The sequence below is a fragment of the Pseudomonas sp. CFBP13528 genome (genome assembly GCF_005233615.1).
GTDB lineage: Bacteria > Pseudomonadota > Gammaproteobacteria > Pseudomonadales > Pseudomonadaceae > Aquipseudomonas > Aquipseudomonas fluorescens_AM.
This window is the reverse complement of the sequence record NZ_QGAJ01000015.1, coordinates 116,459-131,109: the sequence shown is the minus strand read 5'-3', so window position 1 is coordinate 131,109 and position 14,651 is coordinate 116,459. Positions and strand designations below refer to the sequence as shown.

The window sequence follows — 14,651 nt, the reverse complement described above, 5'->3', positions numbered from 1 at the left end:
GCCTCATAGCTACAACGACTACCGGTCGCCGGTCGTGAAGGAAAGGTTGGCGGCGTGAACCTTAATCAGTGTCCAAGATTACTTGACCAGTTCATGTCGGCTTCCATATGGTTGCGCAGCACCGTCATGCTGACTTCATTGTCCTGCACGGCAGCGCCCATCCGGGAGTTTCCCAGGTAGCCGGCCAGGCTCATGATCAAGGCGGTCAGCAGCCCGGTCGCAATCAACAGCATCAAGCGTAGTTTGATCGTCATCTGTATCCCCATACCTGGACCGCCGGTTGGGAAACCAACCGTTCGAGCGTCATCAGTACCGTTATCGGCACTGGTATCGGTTAGTGAAGCCCAAGTTTGCGGATCTGCGCGAATCCCTTAAGCTGGGCGTTTTTTGCCCGGACTTGCCCATGCCTAGAAGCATCGCCCACCTCGCCCTGCTGTTGGGCTTGATCACCGCCGTCGGCCCCTTTGCCATCGACAGCTACCTGCCGGCGCTGCCAACCCTTGGCGCCAGTCTCAACGCGTCGCCGGCCGCCGTGCAGATGAGCCTGACCGTGTTCTTCATGATCATCGGGGTGTGCCAGCTGTTCTACGGCCCGATCAGCGATGTATTTGGGCGTAAGTTGCCGATCTATGCGGGGTTGGTGATCTTTACCGTGGGCAGTATCGGCTGTGCGTTGGCCCCCACCATCGAAGTGCTGATCGGTTTTCGCGCGGTGCAGGCCTTTGGGGCATGCGCGGGGATGGTGATTCCACGGGCGATTGTCCGCGACCTGTACACCGGCCATGAAGCGGCGCGCCTGATGGCCTTGTTGATGCTGGTGATGAGCGTTTCACCGATCCTTGCGCCATTGGCCGGCAGCCTGGTGATTTCGTTCTGGAGCTGGCGCGAGGTGTTTGCCGCGTTGGCGGTGGTGGCGCTGCTGTGCCTGGTGATGACGATCGTGCAACTGCCGGAAACCCATCCGGCGGAACGTCGTTTGGGCAAGACCCTGGGCAGCGCATTCGGCAGCTACGGCGCCCTCCTCCGCGATCCGGTGTTCACCGGGTTGTCGGTGGTAAGCGGCTTTGGCCTGGCCACGTTCTTTGTGTTTATCGGCAGCGCGCCCTTTGTATACATCGAATACTTCGGCCTGACACCGACGCAATTCAGCCTGTGCTTTGCCGTGAATGCGGCGTCATTTTTCGCCATGAGCCAGCTGACGGCACGCCTGAGCGCCCGCTTTGGCCTGCCGCCGCTGATCCGCTGGTCGGTGATTGCCGTGGCGGCCGTGATGGCGCTGCTGGCGGCCAGTACGCTGTGGGGCAATCACCTGGTCTTGATGATGACGCTGCTGTTTATCGGCTTCGGTTTTCTCGGCCTGTTATTACCGGCCGCCGGGGTGTTGTCCCTGGAAGACCATGGCGCGGTGGCAGGTTCGGCATCGGCCCTGCTGGGCGCGATTCAGATGGTCACCGCCGCTGTGGCCATGACGCTGGTGGGACTGTTTGCCGACCATACGCCCGCGCCGATGCTGGTTGGCATCGCGCTGTGCGCGGCGGCCGCCATGCTCACGGTGTTGTGGACGCTGCGGCGCTTGCCGCCGCACCTGGCGAGCGCCTGACCGGCGCGTAACGCCTACAGATCAAACCGATCCACCGCCCGCCGCCGCTCGTTGTCGTCACGTACGTCATAGCTGGCGGTGGTCTGGATATTGGTGTGATGGGCCAGCTTTTGCGCAATCGACAGGTCATGTTCCTCGATCACCCGCGTGATGAACGAGCGGCGGAAGTCATGGGGCATGATCTTCACGCCTACCTGGTCCCCGCGCTGGCGAGCGATGTAGTAAATCGCGTGCTTGGTGATGCGTTCCCGGGTGATATGACTGCCACGTCGAATGCGGTTGAACAGGAACGTGTCGTCCTCTTCGCCTTCCTTGAGTTGCCCGCGACGAAACTCCAGCCAGGCCTGCAGCTTGGCGAATGCCCAGTCCGGCGCGTACTTGACCAGTTCTTTATTGCCCTTGCCGATCACGCGCAAGCTGCGCTGGGCAAAATCGATCTGCGCCAGGTCAAGGTTGACCGACTCCGATTTGCGCATGCCCGAGCCGTACAGGATGCCGATGACAGCGGCGTCGCGCAGGCCCTGGGGGCGTGGGTCGGCGGCGCAGACTTCCATCATTTCGCGGATCAACGTACGGCGCAGGTTACGCCCCTGCCCCAGGCGTGTACCGGACGCGGCCTTGACCGAACGCATCTTCAACAGATGTTCCTGGCTGATCAGGCTCATCCGCCACGCTTCATTCATCACCCCGCGCACGGCATTCACATACAGTGACGAAGTGTTCGGCGCATAGCCGTCTTCACGCAACGCGGCGACCAGCGCAATCACCTGTTCGGGCTGCAGCAGGTGCCAGTCAATGTCTTCCAGGTTGACGTCGTCAAGGCCCAGACGGTCGGCGGCATCCTGCAGCACGTAACGCATGGTCAGTTGGCTGGAGGGCGCAAGGCGGGTGAGGTAGAGGGTCAGCGGGTTGCGGATGGACTCAGTCAAGGTAGATCAGCCTTTGGATTAAATATCACGAGCAATCCATTGATTAATCGTAATATTTATTGAATTGGCGAGGGCCGAGTCTAGCGCAGTCTCGCCCTTGCCATCAAATCAGGGCGCCACATCTTCTTCTTCGGCGGATGGCTGAGGTTGACTCTGGGATTGGCTCCAATCGGCATCCTGTTTCTGCATCAGTGCAAACCAGTGACGGCGCATGAAGGTCAAGTAACTGTCCGGCGCCTTGGCAAAATCCTTCTCGTCGGCGTAGCAGCCTGGCAGCGGCAGCTCGGTGCCCTGTTCCTTGTACTGGCTGACCAACGCCTGCTGTGCGGCCACGCTGCAATCGGTCGGCAACGGCATGCCGCGCAGAGCTCCGGCGTCTTCGTCCCACCAGGCTGCGCCGTAGCGGTCAACGCCGCGCAGGCGATACTTCTCTGACTTGCCGACGTGCATGATCAACTTGAATTCATTTGGGCTGACATCGCTGGTACAGGTGCGCGAATAGCCCACAGTCGCCTGGGTATTGCCGTCACCCAGCAGGTCGGTGACCTGGGTAGCCGCCGTGTCAAAGTGCAGCCCGGCGTCGAATTGGCACTGGCGTACGTCGTCGTAGAGCATCCACACGCGCTTGGGATGCTCGCCCGCCAGCAGGTACTGGGCCGCATAGACAAACGCCGACTGGGTGCCATCGTCGTCCCGTTCGCTGACCTGTTCGGCCAGGACCAGCAGGTTTCTGCCCTGGCGATCGTCCCACGTGTAAGCGGCGATTTGCTTGCCGCGCACTTCGACACCCTCGGGGACCTGATCAATGTTCGCCAGGGTCACGCCTTCATCGGCCCGCACGGTCGTGACACAGGCGATGCACACCCACAATCCCATCAACACCGGCCGCAACTGGCCGCGTAAAAGCTGCACGCTATTCATCCGAGTACCCTGGCAAGAGATGGCTTACTTTACCGGCACTTGAAGGGCAATGCAGAGAAGATTGTTGAATAGGTACACAGAGGCCGTCGCAGGTGCATCCCACGTGAACCAAATACCCGCCGGCCTGTTCCTATCTGCCTGAAAATCACAGGGTTTAACACCTTGGCCACATAGCTGAACCCTAGCTGTCTACCTGTCAAATAAACGAGTTTTTCATCCGCCTTTCATATTCGTTGAACATTTTTGCGCTTAACCTTGTAGGCAACACTTCAGAGCAATCCGGGGTTAATCGACTAAGCTGTTGATTCCGCTTTATCTTTAGCGCCGTTTTGTACTCTGCGGGCTGTAGTTTTGCCCAATAATCGCTGCTGTTTTCGCGCTCCAAGTTGCTCCAGCCGAGGTCTTGAATCTTTGAAACCCTACCCTATTCATTGCGTATCGATCGTTATCCCGGTCTATAACGAACAAGAGAGCCTGCCCCAATTGCTGCGCCGCACCACGGCGGCCTGCAAACAGTTGGCCTACGAATACGAAATCATCCTGGTGGATGACGGTAGCCGTGACGATTCGGCGCAGTTGCTCGAAGACGCCGCCGCCGAAGAAGGCAGCAACGTGGTCGCAGTGATCCTCAATCGCAACTATGGCCAGCATGCGGCAATCATGGCCGGTTTTGAACAGTGCCGCGGCGAAGTGGTGATTACCCTCGACGCCGACCTGCAAAACCCGCCGGAAGAAATCCCGCGCCTGGTGGAACAAGCCGCCCTGGGCTATGACGTGGTCGCCACGGTGCGTAACAATCGCCAGGATTCCGCGTTCCGTCGCTGGCCTTCGCGCCTGATCAACCTGGCCGTGCAGCGCTCCACCGGCGTGGCCATGACTGACTACGGCTGCATGCTGCGCGCCTACCGCCGCACCATCGTCGACGCGATGCTTGCCTGCCGCGAGCGCAGCACCTTCATTCCGATCCTGGCCAATGGCTTTGCCCGTCACACCACAGAAATCCTGGTGCACCACGCCGAGCGTGAACATGGCGAGTCCAAATACAGCGCCATGCGCCTGATCAGCCTGATGTTCGACCTGCTCACCTGCATGACCACCACGCCGTTGCGCCTGCTGTCCATCGTCGGTTTCAGCCTGGCGGCGCTGGGCGTGCTGTTTGCCTTTGCGCTGATCGTCATGCGCCTGGCCTTCGGTGCCGATTGGGCGGGCGATGGCCTGTTCGTGCTGTTTGCCGTGCTGTTTGTGTTCACCGGTGGCCAGTTCATCGGCATGGGCCTGCTGGGTGAATACCTGGGCCGCATGTACAGCGATGTGCGCGCCCGCCCGCGTTTCTTCATTGAGAAAGTGCTGCGCAACCAACCGGCAGCACCGGCTCCCGTGGTCGTCGTTGATGGCCTGGTGTCTTCCCATACTTCTACTTCTACTTCCGATCAGGTCCAGTCATGAGTTCAAAAGCCGTTGTCTTCGCCTACCACGATATTGGCTGCGCCGGTATTGAAGCCTTGCTCGCTGCGGGTTACGACATCGCTGCGGTGTTCACCCATGCCGATGACCCCAAGGAAAACAATTTCTACGGCTCCGTCGCCCAGCTGTGCGCCCGCAACGGTATCCCGGTGCACGCCCCGGAAGATGCCAACCACCCCCTGTGGGTCGAGCGCATCGCCAAGCTCAACCCGGATTTCATCTTCTCTTTCTATTACCGCAACCTGTTGAGCGAGCCCGTGCTGGCCACCGCCCGCCACGGCGCGTTCAACCTGCATGGTTCGCTGCTGCCCAAATACCGTGGCCGCGCCCCGGCCAACTGGGTGCTGGTCAACGGTGAAACCGAAACCGGCGTGACCCTGCACCGCATGGTCAAGCGTGCCGATGCCGGCGCGATCCTGGCCCAACAGACAGTCAGCATCGAGCGCAGCGACACCGGCCTGAGCCTGCACGCCAAACTGCGTGATGCCGCCAGCAACCTGCTGCGCGACGCTCTGCCGCAACTGGCCCAGGGCAAACTGACCGAAATCGCCCAGGACGAAAGCCAGGCGACCTGCTTCGGCCGCCGCAGCGCCGCCGATGGCAAGATCGACTGGAAAAAGCCCGCCGAGCAACTGTTCAACCTGGTCCGAGCCGTCACCCAGCCTTACCCTGGCGCCTTTTGCGCCGTGGGTGAGCACAAGCTCATCGTGTGGCAGGCCGACGTGGTCAAGGGCAATGAAGGCCTGGCGCCTGGCCGCGTAATCAGCGTCAACCCGCTGCGCATCGCCTGTGGCGAAGACTCCCTGGTGGTCAAGTTTGGCCAGCGCAACGACAACGGCTTGTACCTGGCCGGCCCTTCCCTGGCCGATGAACTGGGCCTGGTGGACGGTTCGGTGCTGCGCGGCGCCGAGTCGGGCCGCAAGCCACGCCGTACCCGTGTGTTGATCCTGGGGGTGAACGGTTTTATCGGTAACCACCTGTCCGAGCGCCTGCTGCGCGACGACCGTTACGAAGTCTACGGCCTGGACATCGGTTCCGACGCCATCGAGCGCCTGCGCAGCCACCCCAACTTCCACTATGTAGAAGGCGATATCAGCATCCACACCGAGTGGATCGAGTACCACATCAAGAAATGCGACGTGGTGCTGCCACTGGTGGCCATCGCCACCCCAATCGAATACACCCGCAACCCGCTGCGCGTATTCGAACTGGATTTCGAAGAAAACCTCAAGCTGGTGCGTTACTGCGTCAAGTACAACAAGCGCGTGATCTTCCCATCGACCTCCGAAGTCTACGGCATGTGCCAGGACCAGTACTTCGACGAAGACACCTCCAACCTGGTGGTGGGCCCGGTCAACAAGCAACGCTGGATCTACTCGGTCTCCAAGCAACTGCTCGACCGCGTGATCTGGGCCTACGGCGACAAAGGCCTGAAATTCACCCTGTTCCGTCCGTTCAACTGGATGGGCCCGCGCCTGGACCGCCTGGATTCGGCGCGTATCGGCAGTTCCCGTGCCATCACCCAGTTGATCCTGAACCTGGTGGAAGGTACGCCGATCCGCCTGTTCGACGGCGGCGAGCAGAAGCGTTGCTTCACTGACATCGCTGACGGCATCGAAGCCCTGGCGCGCATCATCGATAACGAGAACGGTGTCTGCGACGGCCAGATCATCAACATCGGTAACCCGGAAAACGAAGCCAGCATCCGCCAGTTGGGCGAAGAGCTGCTGCGTCAGTTCGAGGCGCACCCGTTGCGCCACAATTTCCCGCCGTTCGCGGGCTTTCGCGACGTGGAGAGCAAGGCGTTCTACGGCACCGGTTACCAGGACGTGGCCCATCGCAAGCCGAGCATCGAAAATGCCAAGCGCCTGCTGAACTGGGAGCCGACCGTGGAGATGAGCGAAACCATCGGCAACACGCTGGATTTCTTCCTGCGCGAAGCCATGCTTGAAATAGCGGATAAAAAGTAATGCAGGCAGGCCTTCGCATCGACGTCGACACCTACCGTGGCACCCGCGAAGGTGTGCCACGGTTGCTCGAGTCCCTGGATGAAGCCGGGGTCAAGGCGACGTTTTTCTTCAGCGTCGGGCCGGACAACATGGGGCGCCACTTGTGGCGCCTGATCCGCCCGCAGTTCCTGTGGAAAATGCTCCGTTCCAATGCCGCCGGCCTGTATGGCTGGGACATTTTGCTGGCCGGCACCGCCTGGCCAGGCAAACCGATTGGCCGTGACCTGGGGCATCTGATGCGCCAGGCCAAGGCCGCCGGGCACGAAGTCGGCCTGCACGCCTGGGATCACCACGGCTGGCAGGCCAACACCGGGCGCTGGAGTGACGCGCAGCTGGTCGAGCAGATCCGGCGCGGCGTGGATACCCTGAGCGACATCCTCGGTGAGCGCGTCGACTGTTCAGCGGCCGCCGGTTGGCGCGCCGATGAACGCGTGGTGCAAGCCAAACAAGCCTTCAATTTTCGCTACAACAGCGATTGCCGGGGCACCAGCCTGTTTCGACCGACCCTGGCCGACGGCAGTGCGGGCACCCCACAAATTCCGGTGGACCTGCCGACCTTCGACGAAGTCGTCGGGCCGGTCGTGGCTGCCAAAGACTTCAACGGTTTCATCCTGGATCGGTTCAGCGCCTCGACGCTGAACGTCTATACGATCCACGCAGAAGTAGAAGGGATTCTGATGGCCAATGATTTTCGACAGTTGCTTGCCCAGGCAGGGCCGCGCGGCATCGATTTCAAACCCCTGGGCGACCTGTTGCCTGCGGATGTGACCACCCTGCCCCAGCAACAGTTGGTGCGTGGCGCATTGAGCGGCCGCGAGGGTTGGCTTGGAGTGCAGCAAGCATGATCCGGCGCTGGGCATTGCCCCTGCTCCTGTTGGCGTTCGGGGTGTTCTACCTGTTACCGCTGGCGACCCACGGGCTGTGGATTCCCGATGAGACCCGCTACGCGCAGATCAGCCAGGAAATGCTGCTGACCGGCAAGTGGGCCGCGCCGCACTTCATGGGCATTCGCTACTTCGAAAAACCTGCCGCCGGCTACTGGATGATCGCGCTGGGCCAGGCGATCTTCGGGCAGAACCTGTTCGGTGTGCGTTTTGCCTCGGCCTTGAGCACCGGGCTGAGCATTCTGCTGGTTTATCTGGTGTCCCGCCGGTTGTGGAACGACCCGCAAAAAAGCCTGGTCAGCAGCGTGCTGTACATGAGTTTCGTCAGTGTGGCGATGCTGGGCGGCTACGCCAACCTGGACCCCCAATTCACGTTCTGGGTCAACCTGACAGGCGCTGCTTTGTGGTTCTGCTTCGACAGCACTACCCGCCGTGCTCGACTGGGGGCCTGGGCCCTGCTCGGCATGGCCTGCGGCATGGGATTCATGACCAAGGGCTTCCTGGCGTGGTTGCTGCCGGTGTTGATCGCCCTGCCCTACGCGCTCTGGCAGAAACGTTCGGTCGAGTTGTTCAAGTTCGGGCCGGTGGCGGTGGCTGCTGCGATCCTGGTCAGCTTGCCCTGGGCATTGGCGGTGCACCTGCAAGAGCCGGATTACTGGCACTTCTTCTTCTGGCACGAGCATATCCAGCGCTTCGCCGGTGAAGATGCCCAACATGCCGAACCGTTCTGGTACTACCTGCCGTTGCTGATCGCCTTCACGTTGCCGTGGGTCGCCCTGTTACCGTCCACGCTCAAGCAGGCATGGTCGGACAAGCGCCTGCCGAAAACCGCGTTCCTGCTGCTGTGGCTGGTGATGCCCCTGGCATTCTTCAGCCTGGCCAAGGGCAAGCTGCCCTCCTACATCATGCCGTGCCTGCTGCCCCTGGCATTGCTGATGGGTTCGACCCTGAGTGACAAGCTCGCTCAGGGCCGGGGCCGCGTATTGCGCATCAACGGTTGGCTGAACCTGGTGATCGGTGTGCTCGTGCTGTTGGCGCTGATCTGGTTCCAATGGAAGAAGCCGCTGTACGAGCACGGTGAGGAAACCCTCAGCCTGGTGCTGGTATTTACCGGCGTGGTCGGCTGGATCCTGGCCAACCTGCTGCAGGCGGCGCGCCCGTTGAAACTGTGGGCCGCGCCGCTGATCGGCAGCGGTTTGCTGGTGGTCTTGTTGCCTGCCGCCCTGCCCCATTCGGTGGTTTATAACAAGACGCCGGACCAGTTCATCATCGATCACGCCGAAGAGCTCAAGCCCTCTGTTGCGCTGTTGAGCAACGACCTGGGTGCGTCCGCAGCGCTGGCCTGGCGGCTGAAACGGCCCGACATCACGCTGTACAACACCTCTGGCGAGGTGAAATACGGGCTGGCCTACGCTGATACCGCTCATCGTCTGATTGACCGCAATCAAATCCAGGCCTGGATGGCGCAAACCCGCCGCAGCGGTGCCGTGGGCGTGGTGATGCGCGTCAACAGCCAGGGCGAAAAGGAAGAGCTCGCACTGCTGCCCCCGGACGGCCAGCGGTATGCGCAAGGCAACATCGTGATTCTGATTTTCCCGCAGGTCGCGCCATGATCACCCTGCTTCTATTGCTCACGGCGTGCCTGCTCACCTGCATGGGCCAGGTCTCGCAGAAGTTTGCCGTGGAAAGCTGGCGTGACATGCCCGACGCGTGGGCGCCGAAGCTACGCTCACCCTGGTTGTGGTCGGCGCTGGTGTGCCTGGGCCTCGGCTTGCTGGTGTGGCTGCTGGTGCTGCAGCGCCTGGAAGTGGGCATTGCCTACCCGATGCTCAGCCTGAACTTTGTGCTGGTCACGCTGATGGCGCGCTTTGTCTTTGCCGAGCCCATCGATGGTCGCCACTGGCTGGGCGTGGCGCTGGTCATCGCCGGCGTTGTGCTGTTGGGGCGCCAGGTATGAGCCGGACACGCGGTTTCGCCCTGGCCCTGGGCAGCGTCGGCCTGGTCAGTGCCGCCCAACTGGGCATGCGCTGGAGCATGACGCGGCTGCCGTTGCCGGATGAATGGCCGAACGCTTTGAGCACCGGCAGCATCGACGGCAGCGCCCTGGGCGTGGTGATCCTGGCGATCATCGCTTATGCGCTGTCGATGCTCTGCTGGCTCGGCGCACTGAAGCACTTGCCCCTCGGGCGTGCATATTCGCTGCTGAGCATCAGCTACGCGCTGGTGTACCTGCTGGCGGCGTGCCTGCCGGTCTTCAACGAACACTTTTCGCTTTCGAAAACCCTGGGGGTGGCCTTGGTCATCCTCGGCGTACTGGTCATCAACTCTCGTCGTGCTAGCACCTCAAGTCCCAGGAATACCCCATGAAAATCAGCGTATTTGGTAGTGGTTACGTCGGTCTGGTACAGGCCACGGTATTAGCCGAAGTCGGTCACGATGTTATTTGCATGGACGTTGACCAGCGCAAAGTCGAGTCGCTGCAAAAGGGCCACGTGACCATCTTCGAGCCCGGCCTGGCCGCCATGGTCAAGGAAAACCTGGAAAGCGGACGCCTGCATTTCACCTACGATGAAAAACTTGCGGTCGAGCATGGTGAAGTGTTGTTCATTGCGGTGGGCACGCCGTCGGATGAAGACGGTTCGGCCGATCTCAAATACGTGCTGTCGGTGGGTGATGCGGTCGCCCGCCATCGCGTGGCGCCGGTGATCCTGGTGGAGAAGTCCACCGTGCCAGTGGGCACCGGCGATACCCTGCGCGACCACATGCGCAAGAACCTGCGCGCCGCCGGCCGTGAGCTGCAGTTTGATATCGTCTCCAACCCGGAATTTCTCAAGGAAGGCTCGGCCGTGGCCGACTGCCGCCGCCCGGACCGCATCATCATCGGCTGCGAGCGCGAAGAAGTACGGGAGGTGATGCGCGACCTGTATGCGCCGTTCAACCGCAACCATGACCGCATCATCTTCATGGACCTGCGCAGCGCTGAACTGACCAAGTACGCCGCCAACTGCATGCTCGCCACCAAGATCAGCTTCATCAACCAGATCGCCGAGCTGGCCGAACACCTGGGCGCCGACATCGAAGCCGTGCGCCTGGGCATCGGTGCCGACTCACGCATCGGCTACCACTTCATTTATCCCGGTTGCGGCTATGGCGGCTCCTGCTTTCCCAAAGACATGCGCGCCCTGATCCACAGCGCCAAGCAGGCCAACTGTTCCAGCGACCTGCTCGAAGCCGTGGAAGCGATCAACCAGCGTCAGAAAGGCAAGCTGTTCGAGCGCATCAACGCGTTCTTCAAGGGTGACCTGCGCGGCAAGACCTTCGCCTTGTGGGGCCTGGCCTTCAAGCCCAATACCGACGACATGCGCGACGCGCCGAGCCGCGTGCTGATGGAAGCCCTCTGGGACGCCGGCGCCAACGTACGCGCATTCGACCCCGAAGCCATGCAGGAAACCCAGCGTATCTATGGCGATGACCCGCGGTTGATGCTGATGGGCACGCCGGAGTCCACCCTGGGCGGCGCCGATGCGCTGATCGTCTGCACCGAGTGGCAACAATTCAAGGCACCGGACTTCGACCTGATTCACCAGCGCCTGAAAACCCCGGTGATCTTTGACGGTCGCAACCTGTACGACGGCGAGCGCCTCACCCGCAAGGGCTTCAAGTATTTCCCGATCGGCCGTGGTGACTCCTGCGACTTGCCGATCCCCCAGCAAAACTGGGTGCAACAGGCCAAGGCAGGCTGATAGGTGAACAAAGCACTTGCGCCCCAGCTCAGCCCAACGATCCGTTTACAGTCACTGGGTTTGGGGCTCTTGGCACTGCTGCTGTTCATCGCCGGCAACTGGCACCAGGCGATTATCGGGTTCGATTCACGCTTCGTGGTGTTTGCCCAGGAGATGCTGCGCCATGGGCCGAGCTTCTTTCCCACCACCTACGGCCAGCCGTATGCGGACTACCTGGCCACATCGACCCTGCTGACCTGGCTGTTGTCCCTGCCATCGGGCCAGGTCACCAGCCTCACGGCCTGGCTGCCCAGCGCTGTCGCCTCGGCGTGCATCGTGGTGCTGGTGTATCGACTCACTGCGCCCTACTCCCTGCGCTGGGGCCTGCTGAGCATCGCCATGTTGCTGCTCAGCAGCACCTTTATCAGCGAAACCCGCGCCGTCTCCCTGGACCAGATGCTGGCGGCGGTGACGCTGGCAGTGTTTTACCTGGGTTATGCCCATGATCATTTCTCTGCGGCCAGGCGCCTGCACTGGGTGTTTGCGCTGCTGATGCTCGGTTTTGCGATTCGCGGGCCGATTGGCCTGGTCATTCCTACCGGAGTGCTGTGCAGCTATTACCTGATCAACCGTCAATGGCGGCAGTTGTTCAGCTTCGGGCTATTGGCGCTGGCGTTGCTGGCGGCGTGTATCGGCCTGTTGCTGCTGTTGGCCAAGCTCAGCGGTGGCGAAGACTTCATGCACGACGTGATCCGCATGCAGTTTCTCGGGCGCATGGATGGCAGCGAAGGCTCCGGCAGCGTGCTGTATTACTTCACCAGCTCCCTGGGCAACTATGCCCTGGCCTACCCGGTGGCGCTTCTGGTGTTGCTGGCCGTGATGAGCGGCGGCCGCCGAGCAGCCGAACCTGCGTTGAAGCTGGTGCTGTACTGCGCGGCCGCCGGTGCATTGGTGATGCTTGGCTTGTCGGTGCCCCAGGCCAAAAAGGCGCGTTATATCCTGCCGATGCTGCCGATGGCCGCAATCATTGCCGCGTATCCGTTCCAGGTCGCCCAGGGCCGTCTGTTCAGCGCTTTGCGCGGCTTGATGCTGGTAGTGTGGACGCTGTTACCCGCGCTGTTGGCGGTCGGCCTGATCGCAGCGCGACGGCGTTACCCGGAACTGCTGGCCGATCTCGGGCTGATTTTCGGCCTGCTGGCGGTGCTTCAGGCGCTGGCGGTACTGGCATTGTTCAAGGCGCGACTGCGCGCGGTCGGTCCGGCGTTCGCTGCGGTGGTGGCAGTCTGGACGACTTACATCTCAGTGGTCGAACCCTTGGAGCGCAGCCTTTACGACACCCGCACGTTCACGCTGGCGGCCAAGGATCAGATCCTGCAGCAACCGGCACCGCTGGTGTTGCATGCATTGGGCAAAGATGCAAAAGCCATCAAGTTCATGGTCAACTTCAATTGCGACAAGGTCCCGCTGTTTACCCAATTGCCCGCTGAACTGCAGCCTGTTCAGGCGCCGGCCTGGCTGGTGATGAGCCAGGCGGACTTCCAGAGCCTGACTGACCCACGCCTGCGTTCGCTCACGCCGACGCTCACTGGCGCGTTCGATAAGACGCCTTATGTGTTGCTCCATCTGGAGAAAAACACCTCTCCCTGAGCGTGTTTTCAACGAGCGCGTAAGAAATAACGCCCACTTATACAACGGTGGGCGTTTTTCACCAGAATTACCGAGAAAGCACCTACAGAGCTTTGCGTAAGGGCCGGTGCACTTCGCCTTCCGAGGTCTGGAACCCGACTGTAGACTCGCTTGCCAAGTGCATTAATTATTTACCACCTGCGTCAGGGGCTCTCTGGAACAGCTCTGGTAGCGAACCTGCCTAACAACAAGGAGGCAATGCCGTGCGAGAGGATACGCTGGCTGTAGCGGCGCCGAGACTGGATCGGCTGATGGGGTTGCGCGACGCACTGGTGGCGTTGAAGGGGCCGCTGGCTGACGAACCAGGCATGCAGGAGAACCTGCACAAACGCTTGTTCAACGAAGAACTCGATAGCCTCGTGCTGGGCAAGATCAGCACGCCCTCCTCCGCGGGCGCCGCTCGAACCCCGTTTGGCGAAGCCTCTTGACTACATGATTTTTGCATTCAACCCTCATTAATATGCATTGGCGTCGATGCAAAGCAGTTGGCACACTGCACGCGTTCCTTCCCCCAATCACGTTGGAACGTTCAAGGCTTTCCCGGGAAACCAGGCGGGCCTTTTTTTCGCCCCCAGTTTCAGGACCTTTTTCAATGCTCGCTCGCTGGTTACCTGCCGCCATCAATACCCGCCCCTCTGAATGGAGTCGCGCCGCTATCGGCATGGCCTTGGGCACCCTGCTCAGTGTCTGGGTATGTGCCCAGGTGTTTGGCATGGAAGTCGCCCTGCATCTGCTTGGCCCACTGGGCGCGTCGGCGGTGTTGCTGTTCGCCGTGTCGTCGGGGGCATTGGCGCAACCGTGGTCGATCATGGGCAGTTATCTGTGCGCGGGCGTGGTGGCGCTGCTCGTGGCACGGGTGCTGGGACGCACCCTCGGCAGCGCTTGCCTGGCGGCGGGCATGACCGTTGTGCTGATCTGCTGGCTACGCTGCCTGCACCCGCCGGCGGGGGGGCTGGCCATGACGCTGGTATTGGCCGACCCTGCCTCCATCGCCCTCGGCTGGCAGGAGCTGGCACCGGTCATGCTCGGTGCCGGTGCGCTGCTGACGTGCGCGCTGGCCTACAATAATGCCACCCGCACGCGTTATCCCAAGGCACCTGCCGAATCGGCGCCGGTGGTGATCGGCAGTGCGCCCATGACCGACCCGGCCATCACTGCGGCCGACCTCAAGCTGGCGTTGGCCGATATGGAGCAGTTCTTTGACGTCGAGCCCACGGCGCTGGAGGAATTGATTCACTCCGCCGAAGGCCACGCGCGACGCCGCAGCATCGGCGAGGTCCTGGCCAGTCGCGTGGTTTGATATCAGCAGCGGCGCGACGAGTGGCTTATTGCGCCACTTGCGATCAATCGCATCATGACTAAAGTCAAGTCAACACTTGAAATTGTCTGCAGTCCTGGATGTCTGGGCCATTGCTGTACCAGTAGCGAAGACAAGG

Annotated in this window: 13 protein-coding genes and 1 pseudogene; 11 read left to right on the top strand and 3 right to left on the bottom strand. The window is 61.4% G+C overall.

Translation table 11 applies throughout. The annotated features are described in order from the left end of the window. Nucleotides 1–92 precede the first annotated feature (92 nt). Nucleotides 93–254, bottom strand: a pseudogene (locus tag PspCFBP13528_RS22645) (methyl-accepting chemotaxis protein); the annotation flags it as partial. A 149-nt stretch (nucleotides 255–403) separates the two neighbouring features. On the opposite strand from PspCFBP13528_RS22645, the gene PspCFBP13528_RS22640 reads away from it, so the two are divergent. Further along, the gene (locus tag PspCFBP13528_RS22640; protein WP_101220654.1) at nucleotides 404–1,600 is read left to right on the top strand and encodes a multidrug effflux MFS transporter; all 1,197 of its coding nucleotides are present in this window, start codon (nucleotides 404–406) and stop codon (nucleotides 1,598–1,600) included. A gap of 14 nt (nucleotides 1,601–1,614) precedes the next feature. On the opposite strand, the gene PspCFBP13528_RS22635 is transcribed toward PspCFBP13528_RS22640, so the two are convergent. Together PspCFBP13528_RS22635 and PspCFBP13528_RS22630 are read right to left on the bottom strand one after the other, a co-directional pair. Beyond that, nucleotides 1,615–2,529: a tyrosine-type recombinase/integrase gene (locus PspCFBP13528_RS22635; protein ID WP_065953553.1), complete on the bottom strand. Its 915-nt coding sequence runs from the start codon at nucleotides 2,527–2,529 to the stop codon at nucleotides 1,615–1,617. A gap of 108 nt (nucleotides 2,530–2,637) precedes the next feature. After that, nucleotides 2,638–3,450 (bottom strand): hypothetical protein, encoded by an 813-nt coding sequence (locus PspCFBP13528_RS22630; RefSeq protein ID WP_137201555.1) that lies wholly within the window; start codon nucleotides 3,448–3,450, stop codon nucleotides 2,638–2,640. Between the two features lie 411 nt (nucleotides 3,451–3,861). Between PspCFBP13528_RS22630 and arnC the strand changes: the two genes are divergently transcribed. The 10 genes from arnC (at nucleotide 3,862) to PspCFBP13528_RS22580 (ending at nucleotide 14,515) form a co-directional block, all read left to right on the top strand. Then, the gene (gene arnC, locus PspCFBP13528_RS22625; protein ID WP_065953555.1) at nucleotides 3,862–4,896 is read left to right on the top strand and encodes an undecaprenyl-phosphate 4-deoxy-4-formamido-L-arabinose transferase; all 1,035 of its coding nucleotides are present in this window, start codon (nucleotides 3,862–3,864) and stop codon (nucleotides 4,894–4,896) included. Beyond that, nucleotides 4,893–6,884 (top strand): bifunctional UDP-4-amino-4-deoxy-L-arabinose formyltransferase/UDP-glucuronic acid oxidase ArnA, encoded by a 1,992-nt coding sequence (arnA, locus tag PspCFBP13528_RS22620; RefSeq protein WP_137201554.1) that lies wholly within the window; start codon nucleotides 4,893–4,895, stop codon nucleotides 6,882–6,884. Before arnC ends, arnA begins: the two co-directional genes overlap by 4 nt. After that, complete coding sequence (gene arnD / locus PspCFBP13528_RS22615) at nucleotides 6,884–7,768, top strand: 4-deoxy-4-formamido-L-arabinose-phosphoundecaprenol deformylase (protein ID WP_065953557.1); 885 nt, start codon at nucleotides 6,884–6,886, stop codon at nucleotides 7,766–7,768. The genes arnA and arnD overlap by 1 nt, the downstream gene beginning before the upstream one ends. Continuing rightward, nucleotides 7,765–9,420, top strand: coding sequence for a lipid IV(A) 4-amino-4-deoxy-L-arabinosyltransferase (gene arnT, locus PspCFBP13528_RS22610; RefSeq protein ID WP_137201553.1), 1,656 nt, complete (start codon nucleotides 7,765–7,767; stop codon nucleotides 9,418–9,420). Before arnD ends, arnT begins: the two co-directional genes overlap by 4 nt. Beyond that, the gene (gene arnE / locus PspCFBP13528_RS22605) at nucleotides 9,417–9,764 is read left to right on the top strand and encodes a 4-amino-4-deoxy-L-arabinose-phosphoundecaprenol flippase subunit ArnE (RefSeq protein ID WP_065953559.1); all 348 of its coding nucleotides are present in this window, start codon (nucleotides 9,417–9,419) and stop codon (nucleotides 9,762–9,764) included. Before arnT ends, arnE begins: the two co-directional genes overlap by 4 nt. Further along, nucleotides 9,761–10,174, top strand: a complete 414-nt coding sequence (arnF, locus tag PspCFBP13528_RS22600; protein WP_065953560.1) for a 4-amino-4-deoxy-L-arabinose-phosphoundecaprenol flippase subunit ArnF — start codon at nucleotides 9,761–9,763, stop codon at nucleotides 10,172–10,174. Before arnE ends, arnF begins: the two co-directional genes overlap by 4 nt. After that, complete coding sequence (locus tag PspCFBP13528_RS22595; protein ID WP_065953561.1) at nucleotides 10,171–11,550, top strand: UDP-glucose/GDP-mannose dehydrogenase family protein; 1,380 nt, start codon at nucleotides 10,171–10,173, stop codon at nucleotides 11,548–11,550. Before arnF ends, PspCFBP13528_RS22595 begins: the two co-directional genes overlap by 4 nt. 3 nt (nucleotides 11,551–11,553) lie before the next feature. After that, nucleotides 11,554–13,176, top strand: coding sequence for a phospholipid carrier-dependent glycosyltransferase (locus PspCFBP13528_RS22590; protein WP_137201552.1), 1,623 nt, complete (start codon nucleotides 11,554–11,556; stop codon nucleotides 13,174–13,176). A gap of 242 nt (nucleotides 13,177–13,418) precedes the next feature. Further along, the gene (locus PspCFBP13528_RS22585) at nucleotides 13,419–13,643 is read left to right on the top strand and encodes a hypothetical protein (protein ID WP_342671472.1); all 225 of its coding nucleotides are present in this window, start codon (nucleotides 13,419–13,421) and stop codon (nucleotides 13,641–13,643) included. A gap of 164 nt (nucleotides 13,644–13,807) precedes the next feature. Further along, on the top strand, nucleotides 13,808–14,515 hold the full coding sequence (locus PspCFBP13528_RS22580) for an HPP family protein (protein ID WP_065953563.1): 708 nt from the start codon (nucleotides 13,808–13,810) through the stop codon (nucleotides 14,513–14,515). Nucleotides 14,516–14,651: the final 136 nt, after the last annotated feature.

Excerpts from the sequence above, each read along its gene's own strand:
- PspCFBP13528_RS22640 (WP_101220654.1), top strand. The coding sequence starts at position 404 with ATGCCTAGAAGCATCGCCCACCTCGCCCTGCTGTTGGGCTTGATCACC.
- arnD (WP_065953557.1), top strand. The coding sequence starts at position 6,884 with ATGCAGGCAGGCCTTCGCATCGACGTCGACACCTACCGTGGCACCCGC.
- arnF (WP_065953560.1), top strand. The coding sequence starts at position 9,761 with ATGAGCCGGACACGCGGTTTCGCCCTGGCCCTGGGCAGCGTCGGCCTG.
- PspCFBP13528_RS22630 (WP_137201555.1), bottom strand. The coding sequence starts at position 3,450 with ATGAATAGCGTGCAGCTTTTACGCGGCCAGTTGCGGCCGGTGTTGATG.
- PspCFBP13528_RS22580 (WP_065953563.1), top strand. The coding sequence starts at position 13,808 with ATGCTCGCTCGCTGGTTACCTGCCGCCATCAATACCCGCCCCTCTGAA.
- arnE (WP_065953559.1), top strand. The coding sequence starts at position 9,417 with ATGATCACCCTGCTTCTATTGCTCACGGCGTGCCTGCTCACCTGCATG.
- arnA (WP_137201554.1), top strand. The coding sequence starts at position 4,893 with ATGAGTTCAAAAGCCGTTGTCTTCGCCTACCACGATATTGGCTGCGCC.
- PspCFBP13528_RS22595 (WP_065953561.1), top strand. The coding sequence starts at position 10,171 with ATGAAAATCAGCGTATTTGGTAGTGGTTACGTCGGTCTGGTACAGGCC.
- arnT (WP_137201553.1), top strand. The coding sequence starts at position 7,765 with ATGATCCGGCGCTGGGCATTGCCCCTGCTCCTGTTGGCGTTCGGGGTG.